The following is an 18,640-nucleotide window of genomic DNA, read 5'->3' on the forward strand; positions in this document are numbered from 1 at the left end:
ATAGTTTGGAAATTGCTCGCTCTCCGAATTGGAAATTAACCGGTCGTTTGGATTCGATTTCGACTCTACAGGATAGCAGCATGGATGCTATCTTTATTCCTCGTCGAGAGGGAGCTCCTCTCTGATTGCAAAAGTTTTATCCAGTCTATAAACAAGTCGATACAATACGAGAAAAAGAAGGTGATATCCGAGTACTCCCGCCCAAAATGCCGCCTTCATATCGGGATCCATTCCTCCTTTCCCGAGCACGGATTCCGGATGATTGCCGGGATTTTCCACCCAACGAATGGCGCCCCAGGTCATAATCGCGTTCGCAGTGCAGATTAAACTCAAGAAAGAGGAAAAAACGTATTTTTTAGAGGAATCCAGGACGAGTCCTCTCAGTAGAAAATACGCGACTAGGCTCAAAACTAGAACAAAGAAGGATTGTAACCGGGCATCCGTAAAATCCCAGGGAGTTCCCCAAGCACTGTACGCCCAGATCGGTCCCGAAAAAAGAACTCCTACAGCGAACAGCAACGAGATCTTATTCGCGGAAAGCGAAAGAGTGTCCCAGATTTGTTCTTTTTTCCATAAATAAACGACCGCGCAACAGGAGGAAATGACCGGACCATAGAGCGCGACCCAAGCGACCGGGACGTGAAAATAAAAAATCCGATGGGAAACTCCCTGATCCAAAATCGTAGCGGGATAATATAGACCCAAAAGTACCGAAAACGGAAAGAATACGAAAAATACGAGGCCGAGAATCCAATCCCAGATCGCATTCGAGAGACGAACAGTCATACTCCTATGAAGCTTGTTTCGGTCGTTTTGTAGGATCAAGTAGAATTACTCGTCGTCCGAAGTCATTTCCACAAGCAAGGCACCCATGGAAGCGTAAAAAGCGGAAAAGGCCAAAAGCAACCCGAGCGATCCCATCAGCGTGGAAAGGGGCTGACTCGCGAGTTTTCGTTCCGCTTCCATTCCGTACAAAAAAACCGGAATCGAAAACGGCACTAGCAATAAAGGCAATAGAATTTCTTTTAATCGGGAAGAAAGACTGATATGAGAGAGCCCGACACCTAAGAACGAGAGAGAGAGAATTCCCGGCAAAAAAAATACCAATTGGTTTCCGAATTCGGCAATATCCAAAGGGAATGCCGAAAAGAAAAGTGCAAACAATCCTAGGAGATAAATTCCCGTACTAGAAAGCGCGATAAAAACCAAAAACGATTTGGAAAGAAAAAGGATCCAGGGAGACAGAAACAGTCTGCTGGCAGTTCCTCCACCTCCTTCTCTTTCCTCCCAAGTAAACTGTCCTACGAGTACGAAGGACGCGACGAATAGCACGGCCCACTTTAAACCGATGAGAGTGACCCGATCCATCTTCCCGTTTCTCTCCAATGCGAAATGAAATAGGAAAACGATCGCGGAAACCAGCACGACCAAAGAAAGAATCCCATTGCTCGCTCTCCCCATTAGCCGGAGTTCCTTCTTTGCCAAAGAAAAGAAGACTTTCATTTGTTAGGCTCCCCCAATTCCAGAATTCCGGTCGGAACTCGTAAAACAAACGAGGGGTCATGAGTCACAAGCAACATCGCAGATTCTCTGCAGACGGATTCTAAAAGCGTTTTTGCGGCGATTGCACCCTCTCCATCCAAAGCGGTAAGGGGTTCGTCTAACAAGTATAAGTCGGAAACCGGAGCCAGTGTTCTGATAACGGCCGCCTTCTGTTTCATCCCGCGCGAATAGGAAGAAACGGGATCGTTTCTCCGATTCCATAACCGAAATTCTTTCAACCAAGTTTCTATCTCGGACGAATCCCGAAACGTTCCCGAGATTCCCCTAAAATATTCCAAATTTTCCTCCAAACTAAGCGTGGTATATAAACCCAACTCATGCCCGAGATAGGAAATCTTCGGATGAGCCTGGGACTGAAACCGGAAATTCGAACCGAATTTTCCGTGATGAAGAACCGAGCGTAATAGAGTCGTTTTTCCGGCCCCGTTTCTTCCTCTTACGAGCAGAGCTTCCCCCGGAAAAACCGAGAAGGATACGTTCTTCAAAATGGACTTTCGTCCGATACTATAGGAGAATCCCGAACATTCCAGGACGGGAGAGATTGTTTGTGTGCCAGCCAATGGGGACAATTTGGGTCAGAAAAGCGATTTTACAAGGCATAAATTTCTCCTTACTTGGAGCCAGCTTCCTGTCATTTCTCCTCCCTCAATCGGAACTTCGGGGGCAATTTAAAATCGGTGGGAAAGAATATGCGGGAGTTCTCTGGGGAGAAAACGACTTATTAGATCCGGAGTTCTACCAAGACGGCAGCTTGCTCCGTACGGATCAGGACTTTATTCTAGCCGCAGGACGAAACTGGAAGGGAGATCCTCCTCCCTCCAAGGGAACTTTCGAATTCGAAGGAAAGCAGATTCAAAATAGCGGCCTCTTCAATAATGAAGCGGTTCAACTGATACAAACCGCCGATTCCCAAAAGCGAAGTATCGCAATCAGAATGTTGGAAGCGGGAGTGCGTTTCGATCCCGCCTTTTTTGCCTTTCGGTATAATCTAGGTAGAGCATACCATATCAATAAGAACTACCAAAAAGCGGTTCTGCAATTCGAATACGCAACCGCGGAAGTCCCTCAATATTATAGAACTTACATTCATATGGGAGTGCTTTCCGAACTCCTGAACGAGCCTTTCCAAGCCGTCCTATTTTACAAGAAAGCGGTGGAACGAAATGCGTTTCAAACCGAAGCCTTGATACTATTAGCGGAGCATTATATTAAGACCGATTTGAAAAATAGGGCAAAGATCTATATCCAGAAAGCCCTGACCATCGATCAAAATAGTCCCGATGCAAAATTAGGATTGGCCCGCTTGGAACTCATGGGTGGCCGGGATTATTATGCATATAAAATCTTTCGAAACACGGATCTCCACGACGACCAAGGGAATCAGCGATCCTACAATAAGAAGTTTCATTTTTACTTCGCGGAAACTGCGAGTCGTATCGGCGATTATGTCACGGCTGCAAAGCAATACGAGGAATTACTGAAATATCCTAACGATCCTTTCTTTACCGAATTCTCCTCAAAAATCATAGAGCGGCGCAGGGACCTGGCTAAACGATTTGCGGAAATAAAAGCTTTGGACGAGGAAGCGGAAAAGGAACAATAAGTCGGTTCCGAAAAAGACTTGGCATTCGGGCGGAAATAGCGCATGCTTGGGTCGGAGGAACCGATGAAAAACCAAACCAGGCTTTTCGCATTGGCGACTCTCTTATTTGTACTTCCGCTTGCGGCCCAAGAAAAACAGAAGGTCAGCCAGTCGGACGTATTTCAGGACGAAACCAGCGAATACACCAAATCTCTTCGCAAAATCATCGGCGGGTTAGAAGCCACGATCAGCGAACGATTAAAAGATTTGGAACGCAAGCACGAGATACTCGTGGTTCTGAAGCCGGAATATGAGAAGCGCCAAACCATCGTCACGGAGGACATCCCCTTTCAGGTGCAGGACGGATACGAGAGCAATTTGCTCAAGTACATCATGTTTCAATTTGAAAGCGGAAAGGTGAAAGACATCACCCTTGCCTCCAAAAGTAAACGGATCTATTACGAGGTCATGTTCGAGAATAAGAAGATCGTCTTCAACCCTGCTAGCTTAAAGCAGAGTGAAGTGACTCATGAAGTTTTCGAAAAAACCGAGAAAACTCTTCTCAACGAAATGTCCCTCGAAAATCAAATCCGTGCGTTACGACTACTCGAAACTAGTTTACGCTCTTCGATCTATCGCATAGACGTGCTATTGGCTCTCTATAAAGACAATAAAGATAGAAAGAATTTGCGCGATATAGAATTCTAAACTATTTTCTACCTTCTCCGGGGGAAGCCGCGAATAAAAGCCGCGTTTCCTTCTCCCGGGGATTGAGGAAAATTTCCCTACTTGGTCCTTCTTCCACTAATTTCCCTGCATCCATCACTCCTATTCGAGTACAGAATTTAGACGCGGATTTTACGTTATGCGTCACCCAGAGTATCGTCGTCCCCTCCTCCTTTCGCAATCTGGACAAAGCGGAGAGCACTTCGGAATTTAAAATCGGATCCAATGCGGAAGTCGCCTCGTCCAAAAGAAGAATTTTCGGACGACAGACAAGCGCCCTAAGAAGAGCGAATCTTTGCAATTCACCTCCCGAAAAGGAAGAAGGCAATCGATTCCGATCTTTCTCTTCCAGCCCGAGTACAGGTAACCACTTTTGCAATAAAGAAGAATACTCGTTCTCTTCTCGAAACAGACGCAAAGGCTCCGAAAGGCTGGCCTCCATCGTCCAAACGGGATTAAAGCTCGAAGCGGAATCTTGAAAAACGGGTTGGATGGTCCGAGCAGGATGAAAGGACTTCTTTTTGCCGAAGAATCGAACCGTTCCGTCTAATAACCAAGAAGAAGGAAATGGAAGGCCCAAAAGAACGCGCAGCAGAGTGGATTTACCGGAACCGGACCGGCCCAGTATAGCGAGAAATTCTCCCGCATCCACTCTCAAGAAGATGTCGCTTAGAAACGTTTTGTCTGGCGAACGAAGGGAAACCCCTTTGACTTCCAATGCGTACTTAGGAAACGAATCGGCTGCTTCCATTCCATACCGGTTTAATGCTTGCCCAAAATTCTTACAACCAATCCTCTAAAGTCATGCCGATCAAAATCACGGAAGTCGGCCCGAGAGACGGGCTCCAAAACGAATCCCTACCCGTATCCACCTCCGATAAACTGATATTCATACATAAATTGGAAGAGGCCGGTCTTAGAAATATCGAAGCCACTTCTTTCGTTAAGAAGGAAGCGATTCCGCAGCTCTTTGACGCAAAAGAACTTTCGGCTTCCTTAAACTTGAACGGAAAAACGAATTTTAGCGCTCTCACACCGAATTTAAAAGGTTACCAAGCCGCAAACGAAGCCGGCTATAAGGAAGTCGCGGTCTTTACTGCGGCTTCCGAAAGTTTTACGAAACGGAATATCAATCGAACGATCGCAGAATCGATCCAAGGGTTTACGGAGATTTTTAGGGAAGCGAATAAAGACGGGATTCGAGTCAGAGGATATGTTTCCACGGTGATCGATTGTCCTTACGAAGGAAAAATCGATCCTAAAAAAGTCCTAGAGGTCGCCAAGATCTTATTGGACCTAGGAGCTTACGAAATTTCCCTAGGGGAGACGATCGGTACTGCGGTCCCTATGGAAGTGCAGGCCTTACTGGAGACAGTCTTGCAGGAAATTCCTGCGGAAAAATTGGCCGGGCATTTTCACGATACGTACGGGATGGCAATTGCGAACGTTCAAAAGTCGTACGATATGGGGATTCGTTCCTTCGATTCCTCTTCGGGCGGATTGGGAGGATGTCCCTACGCAAAAGGCGCCTCCGGTAATTTAGCTACGGAAGATCTATTATATTTCCTGCATAAATCCGAAATTCAAACCGAAATCGAATTGGATAAGGTAATCGAAGCCTCGTCCTTTATGGAAGGAGTATTGAATCGTAAACTCGCTTCCAGATCCTATATTGCATCGAAAGCAAAGGCTAGTTCCTAAGGAAATGGCCTACGAGAGTCGCATACGACGAAATTTTCAGAAACTATACGAGGCTTACACCCGCCCCGAGTTTTTGGACAGCGACCCCCTATTCCTTTGCTATTTGTATAAATCCCCGGAAGATAAGGAATTCGTAGGAATTCTTTCGGCCTTATTCGCTTACGGAAACGTCTCCTCTATCCGCGGATTTCTTTCCCGACTTCTTACGCCCATGGGAGACAAGCCTAAGTCATATCTACTTTCCGAAGGAACTCGAGTTTGGAAAGGAAAATTAGGACCGTACCGATTTCAAAAAGAGGCGGATATTCTTTTGTTCCTGGAAGGATTACGGATCGCTTATGAAGAAACGAAACGGATCGGATCTCCCTACCTAGAGCCTTGGTTTTCGCCTCTGGAAGGAACCGACTCGAGGTTGGAGAAGAGAATCGCCGGATTTCAATCTAGATTCGGCGATGTCCTTTCCCGGATTAGTGCAAAATGGAATACGTACGGCCTTAATTTTCTGATCGGAACCGGAAAGGAAGCCTCGGCATATAAGAGATATTGCATGTATCTGCGCTGGATGGTGAGAAAAGAAGCGCCGGATTTGGGACTGTACGATACCATTCATCCCCGTGAGCTCGTATTTCCGCTAGATACGCATATCAATCGCCTGGCGGAAATTCTCGGAGCCAGCGCAAGGAAAACCTCCGATTTCAAGAAATCCCGCGAAATCACGAATTTCTTTTTAAAACTTTATCCCGATGATCCGTTGCGAATGGACTTTTCCTTATCTAGATTGGGAATACTGAGAAAATGTAAAACGAAATATATTCCGGATCTATGCGAAACCTGCGAAGTCAAAAATATATGCGGAATTTACGCCGCAAAATGAATGATGCAAAGCTTGCAATCGTTCCTTTTCATCCCAGACTCGAGGATCGTCTGCAGCGAATCCCCCGACTTAAATCCCGAGACTGAAGACGAAATTCCGTGCGAAAAAAGAAAGGCCGTTTTGAACCCGAGTTTTCGCAAGAATATTATAAAAATTGAATTTGATTGGGATGCAGGTCGTAGAAAAACGAGTGGTACCGCCACGGGGAATTGAACCCCGGTTACCAGGATGAAAACCTGGTGTCCTAACCACTAGACGATGGCGGCTTTTCGGACTTGTCTTTGGTCCTGAGTCGTCTGGGATTCGAACCCAGGACCACCTCATTAAAAGTGAGGTGCTCTACCAGCTGAGCTAACGACTCGGACCGTTACGGAACACGATATTTTTTGGACCTCGAGAGTCAAATGATTTTCAAAGAGTTTTTTCCTCATCTTTCTCGAGGGCCGAGACTTCGCGTTGCAATGTTTGAACGAAAAAGAAATTTCGATCCTCTTACGGAATAAATTTCCTTGGGCGCCTCCCGTTTGCGAACGGGACCGGGCTGCTACGGGTTCGGACAGTCGTCCTCATCCAACGCGATTCTTACGTAACGGGTACCATCGTAAAAGTTCCCCGCGTTGGACAAGCCCTGCGCATCCCTGGCGCTAGTACTAAAGAATTTATTTTTTAAAAACCGGAAGCGATCGTGTCCTTGCGATCCGGTCCAGTAGAGATCAGATCGATGCGGACTCCGATCAGTTTTTCCAAAGTTCGGATATAGTCCTTACAGGTTGACGGTAATTTATCGAAATCGCCGATCCCGGTTATATCCGTTTTCCAACCAGGAAATTCCTCGTAAATGACTTTGACGTCCTCAAGTCCTTGAGAAGGAAAACATTCCAATCTTTTGCCGTTCCTTTCGTACGCGACTGCGACCGGAATCTTATCGTAAGCGGACAAGACGTCGATCTTCGTCAAAGCGATCGAAGTAAGACCGTTGATCCGCACCGCATGACGCAGGACTTCCGTATCGAACCAACCGCATCTGCGAGGTCGACCGGTTGTGGCTCCGTATTCCGCACCCAAAGTCCGAAGTTTTTCTCCTTCGTCACCGAGAAGTTCCGTCGGGAAAGGACCTTCTCCCACACGAGTCGTATACGCTTTTGTGATTCCGATTACGCTCTTTAAATGATGGAAAGCGATTCCGGATCCGATAAAGGCTCCGCCTGTCGTCGGGTTGGAACTGGTTACGTACGGATAGGTTCCGAAGTCCACATCCAAACCCGTTCCCTGCGCGCCTTCCAGCAGGATTTTCTTTCCTGCCTTGAGTTGATTTTCCAGATAGTACGGCGTATTAATAATGTTCTTACGAACCTTGGAAAGAAAGAGTTTCAAAGAATCCAGGATTTCCTTCGTGGAAATTTCTTCGATTCCGTACAACTTGCCGATTTCATAATTCTTTTCGTCCACAAGATGTTTTAAACGTGATTCGAAATCGTTCTCCAAAAGATCCCCGACGCGGAGACCGATCCGCATCATCTTGTCGGCATAACAGATTCCGATTCCTTTCTTAGTCGTTCCGATTTTACGCTCCGGAGTGCAATTGTTCTCCCTTGCGGAATCGATCAAACCGTGAAACGGAAAAAGTAAATGGCAGGAATCGCTGAGCAGAAGTTTTTCATAAACGGGGAATCCTTCCGCCTGCAATTTATCGCATTCTTCCACAAAGAACGCGGGATCCAATACGACCCCGTTTCCGATCACGCAGACCGTTTGATCGTAAATGACTCCCGAAGGAACCAAATGAAAAACGTATTTTTTCCCGTGGACCACGACGGTATGTCCGGCGTTCGCCCCGCCCTGATAGCGTACGATGATATCCGTATCTTTTGATAAATAATCGATTACTTTTGCTTTGCCTTCGTCACCCCATTGGGTTCCGACTACTAATGTTGCGGGCATAGGATTCTTTCCTTATTGTGCGTTCGCACTGAAGAGGTACTATTCGTTTTCAATCGGTTTTTCACACGTTTTCTAGGCTATCCACATTGATTGCATAGCCGCAGGCATCCTTTTGTATTCCTGAAAAAAGCTCATAGAGATGATCGTACGCGCCACCCGTAACGACCGGTTCCGAATAACCTTCTAAATATCCCTGAAACACAAAGCCCGTATAGTATTCTAAATCCGGAATAAGCGTAAAGTCCAGGCAATACCGAAAATTCGATCCGGTTTTTATCGAGGAAAGAATCTCGCGGGTTTCCGCCAATATTTCGATGGATTCCGCCGGAAGATTAGAATTCGAGAATAAAGAAACCGGATCCTTGCTTTCCCGAGAGAAACCGAGGCAGAGAGACTCCAGAACCGGTAGAATCCTGGCTCCGTTTTTTTTACCTAAGAAGGATCGAATCTCCGGAAGATTTTTTCTGTATAGCAAGAACGACAATTGTCTTTGCTCCAAGGGAGAAAGGCCGAGGGATTCCACGATGGAGCGAAATAAATTTACGTTTCCGAGAACGATCGTCAAGGGGGAAGAGAGAGAAAGAGCGGAAAAAAGGTCACTGATCTCCTCCAAAAGCCTGAGAATCGCGGAACTTCCGGACCCACCTAGATTTTCGGCACCTATCTGCAGAATTTCTTTTCTAGATCCGCTCGTTCGACCATAGTCCCGAAAAATCTTTCCTTGGTAGAAGATACGTTGGTTTTCTTTGCGGTGCGCAAAACCGGCCATCCCTTTTACGGCTTGTACGGTCAAATCCACGCTGGGGGAGATCTCATTTCCGTCCGAATCTCTAAAGCGATAGAGTGCGCTCGAATCTTCGGCGGAAACGGTAAGAAGAAAGGAAGAAGAGTAATCGAACGAAGGTAAAAAAACTTCGGAGTAGCCGAAACCACGTAGTCCGTCACCGAGCCGATCGAGGAGCCTCCGCCTTTCCAGACTTTCGTCCGGCCCCAGAAAATGGAAGCCGTCCGGAATCCATTTCTTTTCGCTGAACTCGGGAGGATTATGTGTCATCTTATTTTTGCGGAGCCCCAAAATACAGTTCGGGATGACAAGGATAGAATTCAAATCGTTTTTCCCAAAAAATAGAATGACAATTCGAGTTCTGGAAGTAGAAAGTATTCTCCGGAAAACTCGGGCTTCCCCTGGAAACCAATAAAAGGCCAGGATCTATTCCGGAAAAATCCGATCCAAACCTCGATCAACCGCAAATTCAATTATAGAGGCATCCTTAGTATGGCCGAAAAAGAACAATCCCTAGGCAGATGGCAGAAAGAATTCTTCGAAAATATTCATCTGTTTAAACGATCCGGAATGAGCGAAGAGGAAGCCAAGAAAATCCTCCAGAAATTTTTATATCTTTCCTCCGTCACTCCCATGCCGCCCGCAATGGAAGTATTTAAGGACCCGAATTCATTAGAACAAGTAGGCGTTTATACGGCTCCGGAAAAAAAAGCCCGGGAATTCATGATCGAGTTTCTTTCTCCGATTATGAAATTCTTTACGGTGGAAGGAATCGAAAATCTGGCCGCCTTAAAGCCGTTAATCGGTAAATATCCGTTAACTCTCATCTCGAATCATTTAAGCCATCTGGATGCTCCGGCTATCTTTCATTTGTTATATCATGCGTCCCCTGAAGGGCGGGCGGTGGCGGAACAACTGGTATTTATTGCGGGCCGCTTAGCATACGAACCGGATTTTACCCGTCTCGGTTTGTATATGTTCGGCACTCTTCTCGTATGCTCCAAGCGAGATATGGCGGATAATCCTAGCCTTTCCGATCTGATGACTAAGATCAATATGAGAGCCTTCCGCAATTCTCAAAAACTGCAGAACGAAGGAAAAATCGTAGCGATCTTTCCCGAAGGAACGCGCTCGAGAGACGGTCGTCTCATGCCGTTTGTGGATACCGTTTACCACTATGTAGCCAACAAAGTGGTACTTCCAATTTCATTGGAGAAGACCGACAAAATACTGCCGACCACAAGCCTTTTATTCAATCAGGTCGCGGGTAAATTGGTAATCGGAAAACCGGTACTCGTGGGTGATTTATCTACGAAACAAATGCAAACGTTTCCGAAGAGTATAGAACATCTTCCCTTTCCGGAGCATGGCGACAGAAAACAGTTTTTAATAGATAATTTGGCGCTACTGGTCGGCCAGAATCTGAATAAACACCAGCATGGAATTTATCGCAATCTGTACAGTGCGGATTCCCGGGACCAAAACAAACTGATCAAAATTCCGAAAGATCCTAAGGAAAAGATCGTCGTTATCGGAAATAGTAGCATGGGTATCGCAGTAGCGACCGTTCTTGCTAATAAAGAAGTCCTGGTGCAAGTGTATCATCCGGATAGCGCTTACACGTCTCAATCCAACGAAGAACGAAGGGATCTAAAAAACTATTCCCTCTATAAGCTTCCTCCGAATCTTACGTTTACTTCCGATCCCGAAGCTTTACGGGACGCGACTTTGTTCATCCAAGGGACAAATCCTTGGGAAATCCACACGGTCTATCCCGAACTCCAGCCGTATTTAACCAAAAATAAAGCCCCCTTCTTTAACGTAGTTAAGGGATTTACGAGTTCGGGTCTGATTCTAGACGATCTTCAACAGGCTCTAGGAATCGAAGATGATCGAATCGGAGTTATTTCGGGCGCTTCCTATCCCGATCAGATTATGGAAAGAAAGATCTCCGGTTTTGAAATCGCGGCGGCCAATGAAACTCTCATCCCGCGTGTTCAGAAACTTTTAACCACCGGTTATATTTTTCCTAGACCGGCCATTGTTCCCACCGATTATAAGGGGCTTCAATTGGGCGGAGCTCTGAAAACGATTTATGCTCTTGTAATGGGAATCGTTGAAGGCTATTTCAATCAGACTCTAGGCGGTAACGTGGATAATTCCCTATTCCATCTTTCGAATCGCTTTTTCAACGAAATGGTGAAAGTCGGAGTTCAGATGGGAGGACAGCCGGAAACATTCCAAGGATTGGCGGGCCTGACCGATTTCATGCTCTCTTGTTTCGGAACCGATGCCAAGGATAGAAAGACGGGATATGATATCGCAAACGGACATCCTTCCGAAAAGATGTCCAACGGGTTTTACGGATTAAAAGTGATGCCGAATCTGATGAAAATCGATCCGGAACAAGTACCGATCATGTTTGCCGCGTACGAAGTCGTGATCAATAAAAAGGACGTGCGAAAAGTGGCGGAAATGATGGAAGAACGACTTTCCCGAGTATAACGAAATCGGTTATTCCGAATCCGACTGAGCCTTTCCGTTCACGAATAAGTTAATAAGCTCGTTTGCGAGAATTTCGATTTCGGCGGCCTTGTCCGTTAAAATTTCGAAAGTCTTGATGACGGCAGTATCGATCGTTTCCTTGGGAACGCCGAACGTGGAAAGCCCCAACCGTAATGCGGTATTTACCATTCTGTTTCGATCCACGGCTCCTACATATAAGGCTTCTTCCAATAATGCTTGGAACATTCCTCTAAATGCATGCGTTCTAATCAGATACTCTTCATGATCGAAATCGGGATTGTACTTTCCGAATAAGAATGCGTTCCGAGCCGCACCTCTTTGACCGATCATCTCTAGCACACCGTGCGTCCGATAAGCGGCCAAGTATGTTTCTGCAATCGACTTCTTCTTATGGATTATATAAAGCTGAAGGCCGATCTCTAAAGCAAACACAACCGGCGGATCGAATTCTCCTGCAAGACGCTCCGCAGTTTCGGACGCTTCGGAAAAGACCTCGCTTGCAATCGCAAAAAGTATCTCTTCCTTATTTTTAAAAAAGTGGTATAAACTTCCGGTAGTAATGCCGGCTTCGTCAATGATTCTTCGGATGGTCGCCTTTTCGTACCCTTCCGAAACGAAAAGTTTGCGGGAGACCTCAAGAATTTTCGCCCTGACCTTATTCGATTGTTCTACTCTTTTCATGCAACTGGAAGCGATTCCTTCCTACGATTTACTTTCGACCGCTTGAGAGTTCAAATCTTTTTAATAAGAATTCAATGAATGATGTATTTTGCTTCTATCCATTGAGGAATAGAAAAGCATGTTATAGTTTAACACGGATTTATCGCAGAATGTTCACAATCAAGGAAAGGAAAGAATGGCAATACTTCGACTTCTATATGGAAGATTATAAGTTAAACCATAATCGAGGTTAGTCGGCGCGCACCGCACCGACTCCTCATAAATCCACGTAAGGCGAAAGACCTAGTTCGTTTCGGAAAAGAACAGGGTCAAACGCCTAATTCGTTTAGCCAAGTAAGAATACGGTTTGCCACCTTCTCCCAACCGGAGTCGAGCATCATATCATGCGTCATATTCGGAAAAATCTCAGCTTGAGTTCGGTACGATTTGCCTGTAGCTAAGACTTGCGAAGGGGAAAAGATCGTGTCCTTCTCGGCACCTAACACCAGTATGGGGGTCATAACACGTTCCGGTTTCGGTAATTCAAAAATCATCATATCCAAAAAACCGAGGAACGATTCTTCCTGCATATTTTGGAAATATTTCTGGAGTGCGTTCTTCTTTATCTCGGAGGAAAAAAAAGCTTCCTGGCATAGATCCGGCGTGGAAACAACGTTATACAGACTCCAAGTAAAGGTTGTCTTTAAAAAGACAAGCGGGTGCTTACGCGCGAGCCGCAAAGTGGTCGCCAACACACCCGTAGGTGGAACGGACGCCAGCAAAACGGCCCCCGGAGTCGTATGCTTTTCTAGATATTTTTGAACCACAAGACCTCCCATCGAATGTCCGATCAGAATCGGCGGACTAGACAGTTTGGATATGACTTGCTCAAGGTCCTCAACATAATTGGAAATACGGTGAAAGCGAATCCCCTTTTTACCGTCGCTTTCTCCGTGACCTCGTAAATCAAACGCGTTCGCTTCGAAACCTTTGGCGGCGAAATAGGGCAAAAAGAATTCGTCCCAGCACCAGGCGCCATGCCAAGCCCCATGCACAAAGACTAAGGGAATCCGATGTTTCGATTTTTTTGTTGGACGACGAACGATTGTGTTAAGATTCATATTTCCCCGGTTTTGAAAGAATTTTCCGTGAAGATTCTCAGAAAGCAAAAAAGTCGTCAATCGAAGCGCGGATAAAGTGCGGTTTTGAGCCAGCTCCCACGCGGAAGACTGAGGACAGAGGACAGATGCGTTCGCTTTCAGAGGACTGAAGACAGAGGTCAGACGCGCTCGCTTCGCTCGCGCTAGACAGAAGCTGCTAGACGTTGGAAATGCTACAGAGGACGGGGGACAATCCACTGATTCCTCACTCCAACATAAATCGTCATTTACACAAAATTGCTGACACCCCCCGGGTTTCCATGCTCTAGAGAAAGATTCTTATGCTAACAGTGGATCTTTCTTCGGCCCTCCGTTCTCTGATACCTCGCTCCAACATAATTCGTTTTCAGAGGACAGAGGTCAGAAGACAGACGCGTTCGCTTCGCTCGCGCTAGACAGAAGCTGCTCAATGTTGGAAAGGCAGCAGCGGCAGAGGAAAAGATCTACTGCACAGGAGTTCCAACATAATTCGTTTTTAAAAAAATTGTTGTCAGGGTAATAGAAATAATTATCTGTCCTCTGTTCCTCTGCAGGAGATCATCCGTTCAAATGCGCAAAATGCCGTTGATTCGATTTATATAACTCTCGAAAGACTTCAAAATTCTTTTGGTAAACGGCTTTGTTGGCCGGATTCGGCAGCCATCGGTCCTGCACCGGAATTAAATTGCGAATATCTTTAAAGGAGGCAATTTTGCCCAATCCGAGTGCCGTAATTGCGGCAGCCCCGGTTGCCCCTGCATTTTGAGGATATTCGGTCGTTTCAATAATTCTACCCGTGATATCGGCCAGAATTTGGCAGACGATCGATGAACGGGCCACGCCTCCTACAAATCGAATGGTCTTAGAAGAAGGAATATTCTTTTCGGACAACTCCAAAATCCATCGTTTATGGAATGCGATTCCTTCGATGACCGCCCGAATGAGTTTTCTTTTTCCGGTGTTTAACCCGATATTAAAGAACATTCCTTTCGTTAGCGAATCTTCGAAAGGACACCGATTCCCGTGGAGCCAGGGCGTAAAAATCACTCCATCACTTCCGGCAGGTGTATCTCTGATCGATTCTAATAGAAATCCGAATAGACTTTCATGAACTGCATCCTCGCCTTCCGTTACATTTCTTTTTTCCAGATACACGTCGATTTCATCCAAAGCGAGATGATCTTTTACCCATTGCAGACATTTGCCGGAAGTTTCCTGTTCCCCGAAATAATTATAATGCTCGGGTCGAGCTCCCACAATCGAGGCGATTCTTGCATTGATATCCACTTTTCTCTTCCGGGTCACGGTAGAAACCCAGCCGGAGGTCCCCGAATAAATATGAGTGTCTCCTTCCTCCACCGCGCCTGCACCGATACCGATCAACGATGCGTCTCCTCCGCCTCCGAACACCGGAATTCCTTTCCTTAACCCCAATTCGGATGCCGCTAGGGGAATCAACTCACCCACTTTATCCGTAGAAGATACGATTTCGGGTAAATGTTCCAACCGAACCCCGAACATATTACAAAGACCCTTGTGCCAGCCTCCTCTGCCTGGACGCGAATCAAAGAGAAACGTAGCAAAGGCGGAATCAGCCGTCATAACGGCTTTGCCCGTACATCGTGCGATCACGTATTCTTTGACATCCAACCATTTATGGACGTTCCGAAAAATTTCCGGCTCCCTTGCCTGGACCCATTTGTATTTCCAAAGAGGATCCTTTACGCTACCCGCAACGGCGCCTGTGATTTGCAAGGAACGTAAAAGCTTGAATGCGTTTAGTCCTTCTATCTTAATTCCGGTTTCGATCCCATGATGCATTTCATCCTTAGCACGCTGATCCATATAACTCATGGCCGGACGAAGCGGTTTTAGCTGAGAATCGACTAAAACCAATCCCTGCATCTGAGAGCAGAATGAGATCCCCGAAATTTTTTCGGAATCAAACCCGGTTTCTACAAACAAGCGGCGAGTGGTATCACACATCGCTTGCCACCAATCGTTCGCATCCTGCTCGACTCCCCCGTTTTCCAGAATGGACAATTCATATTCTGCCGTGGTCGAATGCAGGAGTTTGAGCTTATCCGAAATTTCAAAGAGGCAAGTTTTCGTACCTGTCGTACCGATATCGTAAGTCAAGATATGAACTACGGAATCTTCCCTCATCGTTTTCTGTTCCCCTTTAAAAATAGTCGATCGGAATAAGTGAGCACTCACTCACATTAGAATGAAGCGGGAAGGAATGGCAATCATTTTTCCTGGAAAACATTCGGAGAGTTCGCCCGAGGAAGTCCAATTCGTATCCTGTTTCCGGAGAGTCGAATGAAACTCGTATTACTCAAACCTCTATCCAGTATCGCGCTCCTGTTGCTTCACGTCCAGGCCGTCGTCGCTAAAGATAGCAATAAGGAAGCGTTTCATAAACGAATCGTTTTGGAATTTTACGAGGCGGCGATTAATCGTAAAGATTATGATCGAGCTTCGACATTTTTAGGAACTCGATATATCCAGCATAACCAAACGGCCGCCGATGGAAAAGACGGGTTGAGGAAATTTCTCGCTTTCTTAAAGGAAAAATTTCCGAATTCCCGCAGTGAAATTAAGAAGGTTTTCACCGATGGGGATTACGTAATCTTGCACGTACATGCCGTTCGGGAACCGGGAACGAAAGGAATCGCCATTATGGATATATTTCGCATGCAAGACGGAAAGATCGTCGAGCATTGGGATGTTCACGAGGAAATTTCTTCGACTCCGGCCAACGATAACGGGATGTTTTGAGAAGCGAGTATTCTCTCGCTCGGATTTCGATAGGAAATCGTTGTGTCGCAAGGTAGATTATACTTCACTTATATATCTCTTACATTTTACTGAGACGCTTCGATAAACAGTATATCATAATAAGCGGAGATCCATACCGAATGACGTTTGATTCATTCTCAAAAACGTAAATTGCTTGGAAGAGAAAAGAAGATAACTAAATACTGTCAAGAATCGACAAACAGTCGCCCGGAATTACATTCATTCGATTGATCTCCGGTTCAAAACAGATAAAATGCATGAATGCTTTCGACACGGGGAAAGAGAATGGATGATCAGCAAGTAAAGGTTTACGGATACAGATGGATTGTTCTCGTGCTGTATTCTTTGATTACCGCCATCATCCAAATTCAGTGGCTTACCTTCGCTTCCATTGCAAGGGATGCAAAACAATTCTACGGCGTCAGCTCCTTCGAAATCGATTTACTATCGATGATCTTCTTGGCGGTATTCGTGGTAATGGCGATACCTGCCTCCTATATCATCGATACGTACGGAATCAGAATCGGCATCGGAATCGGCGCCGTGATTGCGGGATCCCTCGGTTTATTTAAAGGATTGTTTGCGGAAGATTTCCGAGTAGTTATTGCATGCCAAATCGGTTTAGCGGTCGCCCAACCTTTCATCATTAATGCCGTCACGAAAGTAAGCGTGCTCTGGTTCCCCATAAATGAACGAGCCACCGCAGTTGCACTAGGTACATTAGCTCAATTCGTAGGGATTATAATCGTGATGATCGGTACTCCTTTACTAATTGGAGGAGATAGGCCCGACCCCTCGAGAATTCCGGAAGCAGTTTTAATCTATGGAATCGCTTCTTTTATAGGGGCGGCCCTATTTCTCGCTTTCATCAAGGAAAGACCTCCGACATCACCGAGTACTCACGGAGAAGACACTAGAATCAAAGTCTTTGCCGGACTCAAGCATATCCTTCGGCAAAAAGATATGCGAAAAGCTTTATTATTGTTCCTGATCGGTTTAGGAATTTTTAATGCATTGAGCACCTGTATAGATCAAATCTGCGAAAGCAAGGGCTTAAACGTGGAGCAAACGGGGCTCGTCGGCGGTATTATGCTTATCTCGGGGATTATCGGAGGAGTCGTATTCCCGCCCATCTCCGACGCGATCGGGAAGCGCCAACCGTTTCTTGTCGTATCGATGATCGGATTTTTACCCGGAATTCTACTCCTCACATTCGGAACGGAATATTCCGTTTTATTAATAGGATCTTTCTTGATCGGGTTTTTCCTGCTAGGCGCCGGGGCGCCGATCGGTTTTCAATATTGCGCCGAAATCACCTCACCGGCCCCCGAATCCTCTTCGCAAGGCTTATTATTATTGATCGGTCAAATTTCGGGGATCGGTTTTATCGTAGGTTTAAACGTTATAGGTAGCTTAGAATTTATGAAGGCGTTCGTTGCTTTATCGATATTTAATATAGCTCTCACCTTCTTTTTGAAAGAATCTCCGATGATGGACTGGGCGACAAAGGAAAAAAGTTCCGTATTGCACAAATGACATCGGTTCGGAAGCGCTTAGCGATTTAATCCAAGTATGAAGATTTCGGTTAGTTTCATTCTTCTAACAGAGCCGGTTAACCGATCGCCAAGGCTCTGCGAATGAATTTCATCAGACCTTCTATGACTTTCTCATCTTGATCGAAAATATTCGATCCGAGATAAATCTTCATCCTTTCCCTATAATATTCCGACGCATACGAAAATTGCAGCGTCATAAAAAGATTATCCAGGCAGAACGCGAAAATATCCTCCTCAATATCCCTGCCGATGATTCCTTCTTTCTTTGCTTCGGACAGTAATGAAGTGTAAATTCCTGCGGAAACGCTTTCCAATTCGGATGAAAGTCGACGAATCAAATCCGAATTCCCTTCGGACGTCATCTCATTATAAAGCCTGATGATATCCCGGTTTTCCCTGGAATGCCGTTGAATAATACGAAGAATACTTTCGATCTTTCCGAAAAGATCCTTCTTTTCCTCTATGACTTTTTCCAAAGTTCGCTCGAGTTGGTTGATTCCGTGACCTACCGCGGTTAAAAAGAAATCTTCCTTCGTTTCAAAATACTTAAATAAAGAGCCGACGCTAATTCCGGCTTTTCGAGCGATCGTATTGGTGTTTGCACTTGTAAAACCGCGATTCGCAAATTCGGCAATGGCCACCGAAAGAATCCGGTTGCGTTTCTCTTCCGGAATCCGTTCAAACGTTTCGCTATAATATTTCGTTGGCATCGATGAAGTCAATTTAGCCTAGCCTCCCGGTGGCTGGAAAAGCGGAACTTTCCAAACTCTCTATAGCTTTTTCAGC

At 45.8% G+C, this 18,640-nt stretch carries 17 protein-coding genes and 2 tRNA genes; 7 read left to right on the forward strand and 12 right to left on the reverse strand.

The features are described from left to right. Positions 1-93: 93 nt before the first annotated feature. From ccsA to LEP1GSC047_RS04085, 3 genes are read right to left on the reverse strand one after another with little or no spacing between them, the layout of a single operon-like run. Positions 94-822, reverse strand: a complete 729-nt coding sequence (gene ccsA, locus LEP1GSC047_RS04075) for a cytochrome c biogenesis protein CcsA (protein ID WP_337587467.1) — start codon at positions 820-822, stop codon at positions 94-96. A 9-nt stretch (positions 823-831) separates the two neighbouring features. Beyond that, positions 832-1,503 carry a heme exporter protein CcmB gene (locus LEP1GSC047_RS04080; RefSeq protein ID WP_010414458.1) on the reverse strand — a complete coding sequence of 224 codons (672 nt, stop codon included), beginning with the start codon at positions 1,501-1,503 and terminating at the stop codon, positions 832-834. Then, positions 1,500-2,048, reverse strand: coding sequence for an ABC transporter ATP-binding protein (locus LEP1GSC047_RS04085; RefSeq protein ID WP_010414461.1), 549 nt, complete (start codon positions 2,046-2,048; stop codon positions 1,500-1,502). The genes LEP1GSC047_RS04080 and LEP1GSC047_RS04085 overlap by 4 nt, the downstream gene beginning before the upstream one ends. A 74-nt stretch (positions 2,049-2,122) precedes the next feature. Here LEP1GSC047_RS04085 and LEP1GSC047_RS04090 point away from each other — a divergent pair, with 74 nt between their 5' ends. Both LEP1GSC047_RS04090 and LEP1GSC047_RS04095 read left to right on the forward strand, forming a co-directional pair. Continuing rightward, the gene (locus tag LEP1GSC047_RS04090) at positions 2,123-3,166 is read left to right on the forward strand and encodes a tetratricopeptide repeat protein (protein ID WP_010414463.1); all 1,044 of its coding nucleotides are present in this window, start codon (positions 2,123-2,125) and stop codon (positions 3,164-3,166) included. A 42-nt stretch (positions 3,167-3,208) separates the two neighbouring features. After that, positions 3,209-3,853 carry a hypothetical protein gene (locus LEP1GSC047_RS04095; protein WP_010414465.1) on the forward strand — a complete coding sequence of 215 codons (645 nt, stop codon included), beginning with the start codon at positions 3,209-3,211 and terminating at the stop codon, positions 3,851-3,853. Position 3,854: 1 nt separating this feature from the next. Here LEP1GSC047_RS04095 and LEP1GSC047_RS04100 read toward each other — a convergent pair whose 3' ends face one another. Next, the gene (locus LEP1GSC047_RS04100) at positions 3,855-4,622 is read right to left on the reverse strand and encodes an ABC transporter ATP-binding protein (RefSeq protein WP_010414467.1); all 768 of its coding nucleotides are present in this window, start codon (positions 4,620-4,622) and stop codon (positions 3,855-3,857) included. Positions 4,623-4,675: 53 nt separating this feature from the next. On the opposite strand from LEP1GSC047_RS04100, the gene LEP1GSC047_RS04105 reads away from it, so the two are divergent. Together LEP1GSC047_RS04105 and LEP1GSC047_RS04110 are read left to right on the forward strand one after the other, a co-directional pair. Beyond that, positions 4,676-5,572 (forward strand): hydroxymethylglutaryl-CoA lyase, encoded by an 897-nt coding sequence (locus LEP1GSC047_RS04105; protein WP_039934278.1) that lies wholly within the window; start codon positions 4,676-4,678, stop codon positions 5,570-5,572. A gap of 4 nt (positions 5,573-5,576) precedes the next feature. Further along, positions 5,577-6,446 carry a TIGR02757 family protein gene (locus LEP1GSC047_RS04110; RefSeq protein ID WP_010414471.1) on the forward strand — a complete coding sequence of 290 codons (870 nt, stop codon included), beginning with the start codon at positions 5,577-5,579 and terminating at the stop codon, positions 6,444-6,446. 191 nt (positions 6,447-6,637) lie between these two features. Here the strand turns inward: LEP1GSC047_RS04110 and LEP1GSC047_RS04120 are convergent. From LEP1GSC047_RS04120 to LEP1GSC047_RS04135, 4 genes are all read right to left on the reverse strand, one after another. Beyond that, a tRNA-Glu gene (locus LEP1GSC047_RS04120) sits at positions 6,638-6,712 on the reverse strand. A gap of 22 nt (positions 6,713-6,734) precedes the next feature. Next, a tRNA-Lys gene (locus LEP1GSC047_RS04125) sits at positions 6,735-6,807 on the reverse strand. A gap of 305 nt (positions 6,808-7,112) precedes the next feature. Continuing rightward, positions 7,113-8,387, reverse strand: coding sequence for an adenylosuccinate synthase (locus LEP1GSC047_RS04130; RefSeq protein ID WP_010414475.1), 1,275 nt, complete (start codon positions 8,385-8,387; stop codon positions 7,113-7,115). A gap of 61 nt (positions 8,388-8,448) precedes the next feature. Further along, entirely contained in the window at positions 8,449-9,441 is a 993-nt protein-coding gene (locus LEP1GSC047_RS04135) for an ATP phosphoribosyltransferase regulatory subunit (RefSeq protein WP_039934100.1), read from the reverse strand. A 222-nt stretch (positions 9,442-9,663) separates the two neighbouring features. Here LEP1GSC047_RS04135 and LEP1GSC047_RS04140 point away from each other — a divergent pair, with 222 nt between their 5' ends. Beyond that, a complete protein-coding gene (locus LEP1GSC047_RS04140; protein ID WP_010414477.1) occupies positions 9,664-11,676 on the forward strand; it encodes a 1-acyl-sn-glycerol-3-phosphate acyltransferase in 2,013 nt (670 codons plus the stop codon). A gap of 9 nt (positions 11,677-11,685) precedes the next feature. Here the strand turns inward: LEP1GSC047_RS04140 and LEP1GSC047_RS04145 are convergent, their stop codons facing one another. The 3 genes from LEP1GSC047_RS04145 to LEP1GSC047_RS04155 all read right to left on the reverse strand — a co-directional run bounded on the left by LEP1GSC047_RS04145 (position 11,686) and on the right by LEP1GSC047_RS04155 (position 15,662). Next, complete coding sequence (locus tag LEP1GSC047_RS04145; protein ID WP_010414480.1) at positions 11,686-12,378, reverse strand: TetR/AcrR family transcriptional regulator; 693 nt, start codon at positions 12,376-12,378, stop codon at positions 11,686-11,688. A 308-nt stretch (positions 12,379-12,686) separates the two neighbouring features. Continuing rightward, a complete protein-coding gene (locus LEP1GSC047_RS04150) occupies positions 12,687-13,478 on the reverse strand; it encodes an alpha/beta hydrolase (protein ID WP_039934279.1) in 792 nt (263 codons plus the stop codon). Between the two features lie 576 nt (positions 13,479-14,054). Next, complete coding sequence (locus LEP1GSC047_RS04155) at positions 14,055-15,662, reverse strand: xylulokinase (protein WP_010414482.1); 1,608 nt, start codon at positions 15,660-15,662, stop codon at positions 14,055-14,057. Positions 15,663-15,818: 156 nt separating this feature from the next. Between LEP1GSC047_RS04155 and LEP1GSC047_RS04160 the strand changes: the two genes are divergently transcribed. Together LEP1GSC047_RS04160 and LEP1GSC047_RS04165 are read left to right on the forward strand one after the other, a co-directional pair. Next, positions 15,819-16,277 carry a nuclear transport factor 2 family protein gene (locus LEP1GSC047_RS04160; protein WP_010414484.1) on the forward strand — a complete coding sequence of 153 codons (459 nt, stop codon included), beginning with the start codon at positions 15,819-15,821 and terminating at the stop codon, positions 16,275-16,277. 306 nt (positions 16,278-16,583) lie between these two features. Beyond that, positions 16,584-17,834 (forward strand): MFS transporter, encoded by a 1,251-nt coding sequence (locus LEP1GSC047_RS04165; RefSeq protein ID WP_010414486.1) that lies wholly within the window; start codon positions 16,584-16,586, stop codon positions 17,832-17,834. A gap of 76 nt (positions 17,835-17,910) precedes the next feature. Here LEP1GSC047_RS04165 and LEP1GSC047_RS04170 read toward each other — a convergent pair whose 3' ends face one another. Further along, a complete protein-coding gene (locus LEP1GSC047_RS04170; RefSeq protein WP_020988319.1) occupies positions 17,911-18,564 on the reverse strand; it encodes a TetR/AcrR family transcriptional regulator in 654 nt (217 codons plus the stop codon). Positions 18,565-18,640 lie beyond the last annotated feature (76 nt).

The sequence above is a fragment of the Leptospira inadai serovar Lyme str. 10 genome, from assembly GCF_000243675.2.
Classification (GTDB): Bacteria; Spirochaetota; Leptospiria; order Leptospirales; family Leptospiraceae; genus Leptospira_B; species Leptospira_B inadai.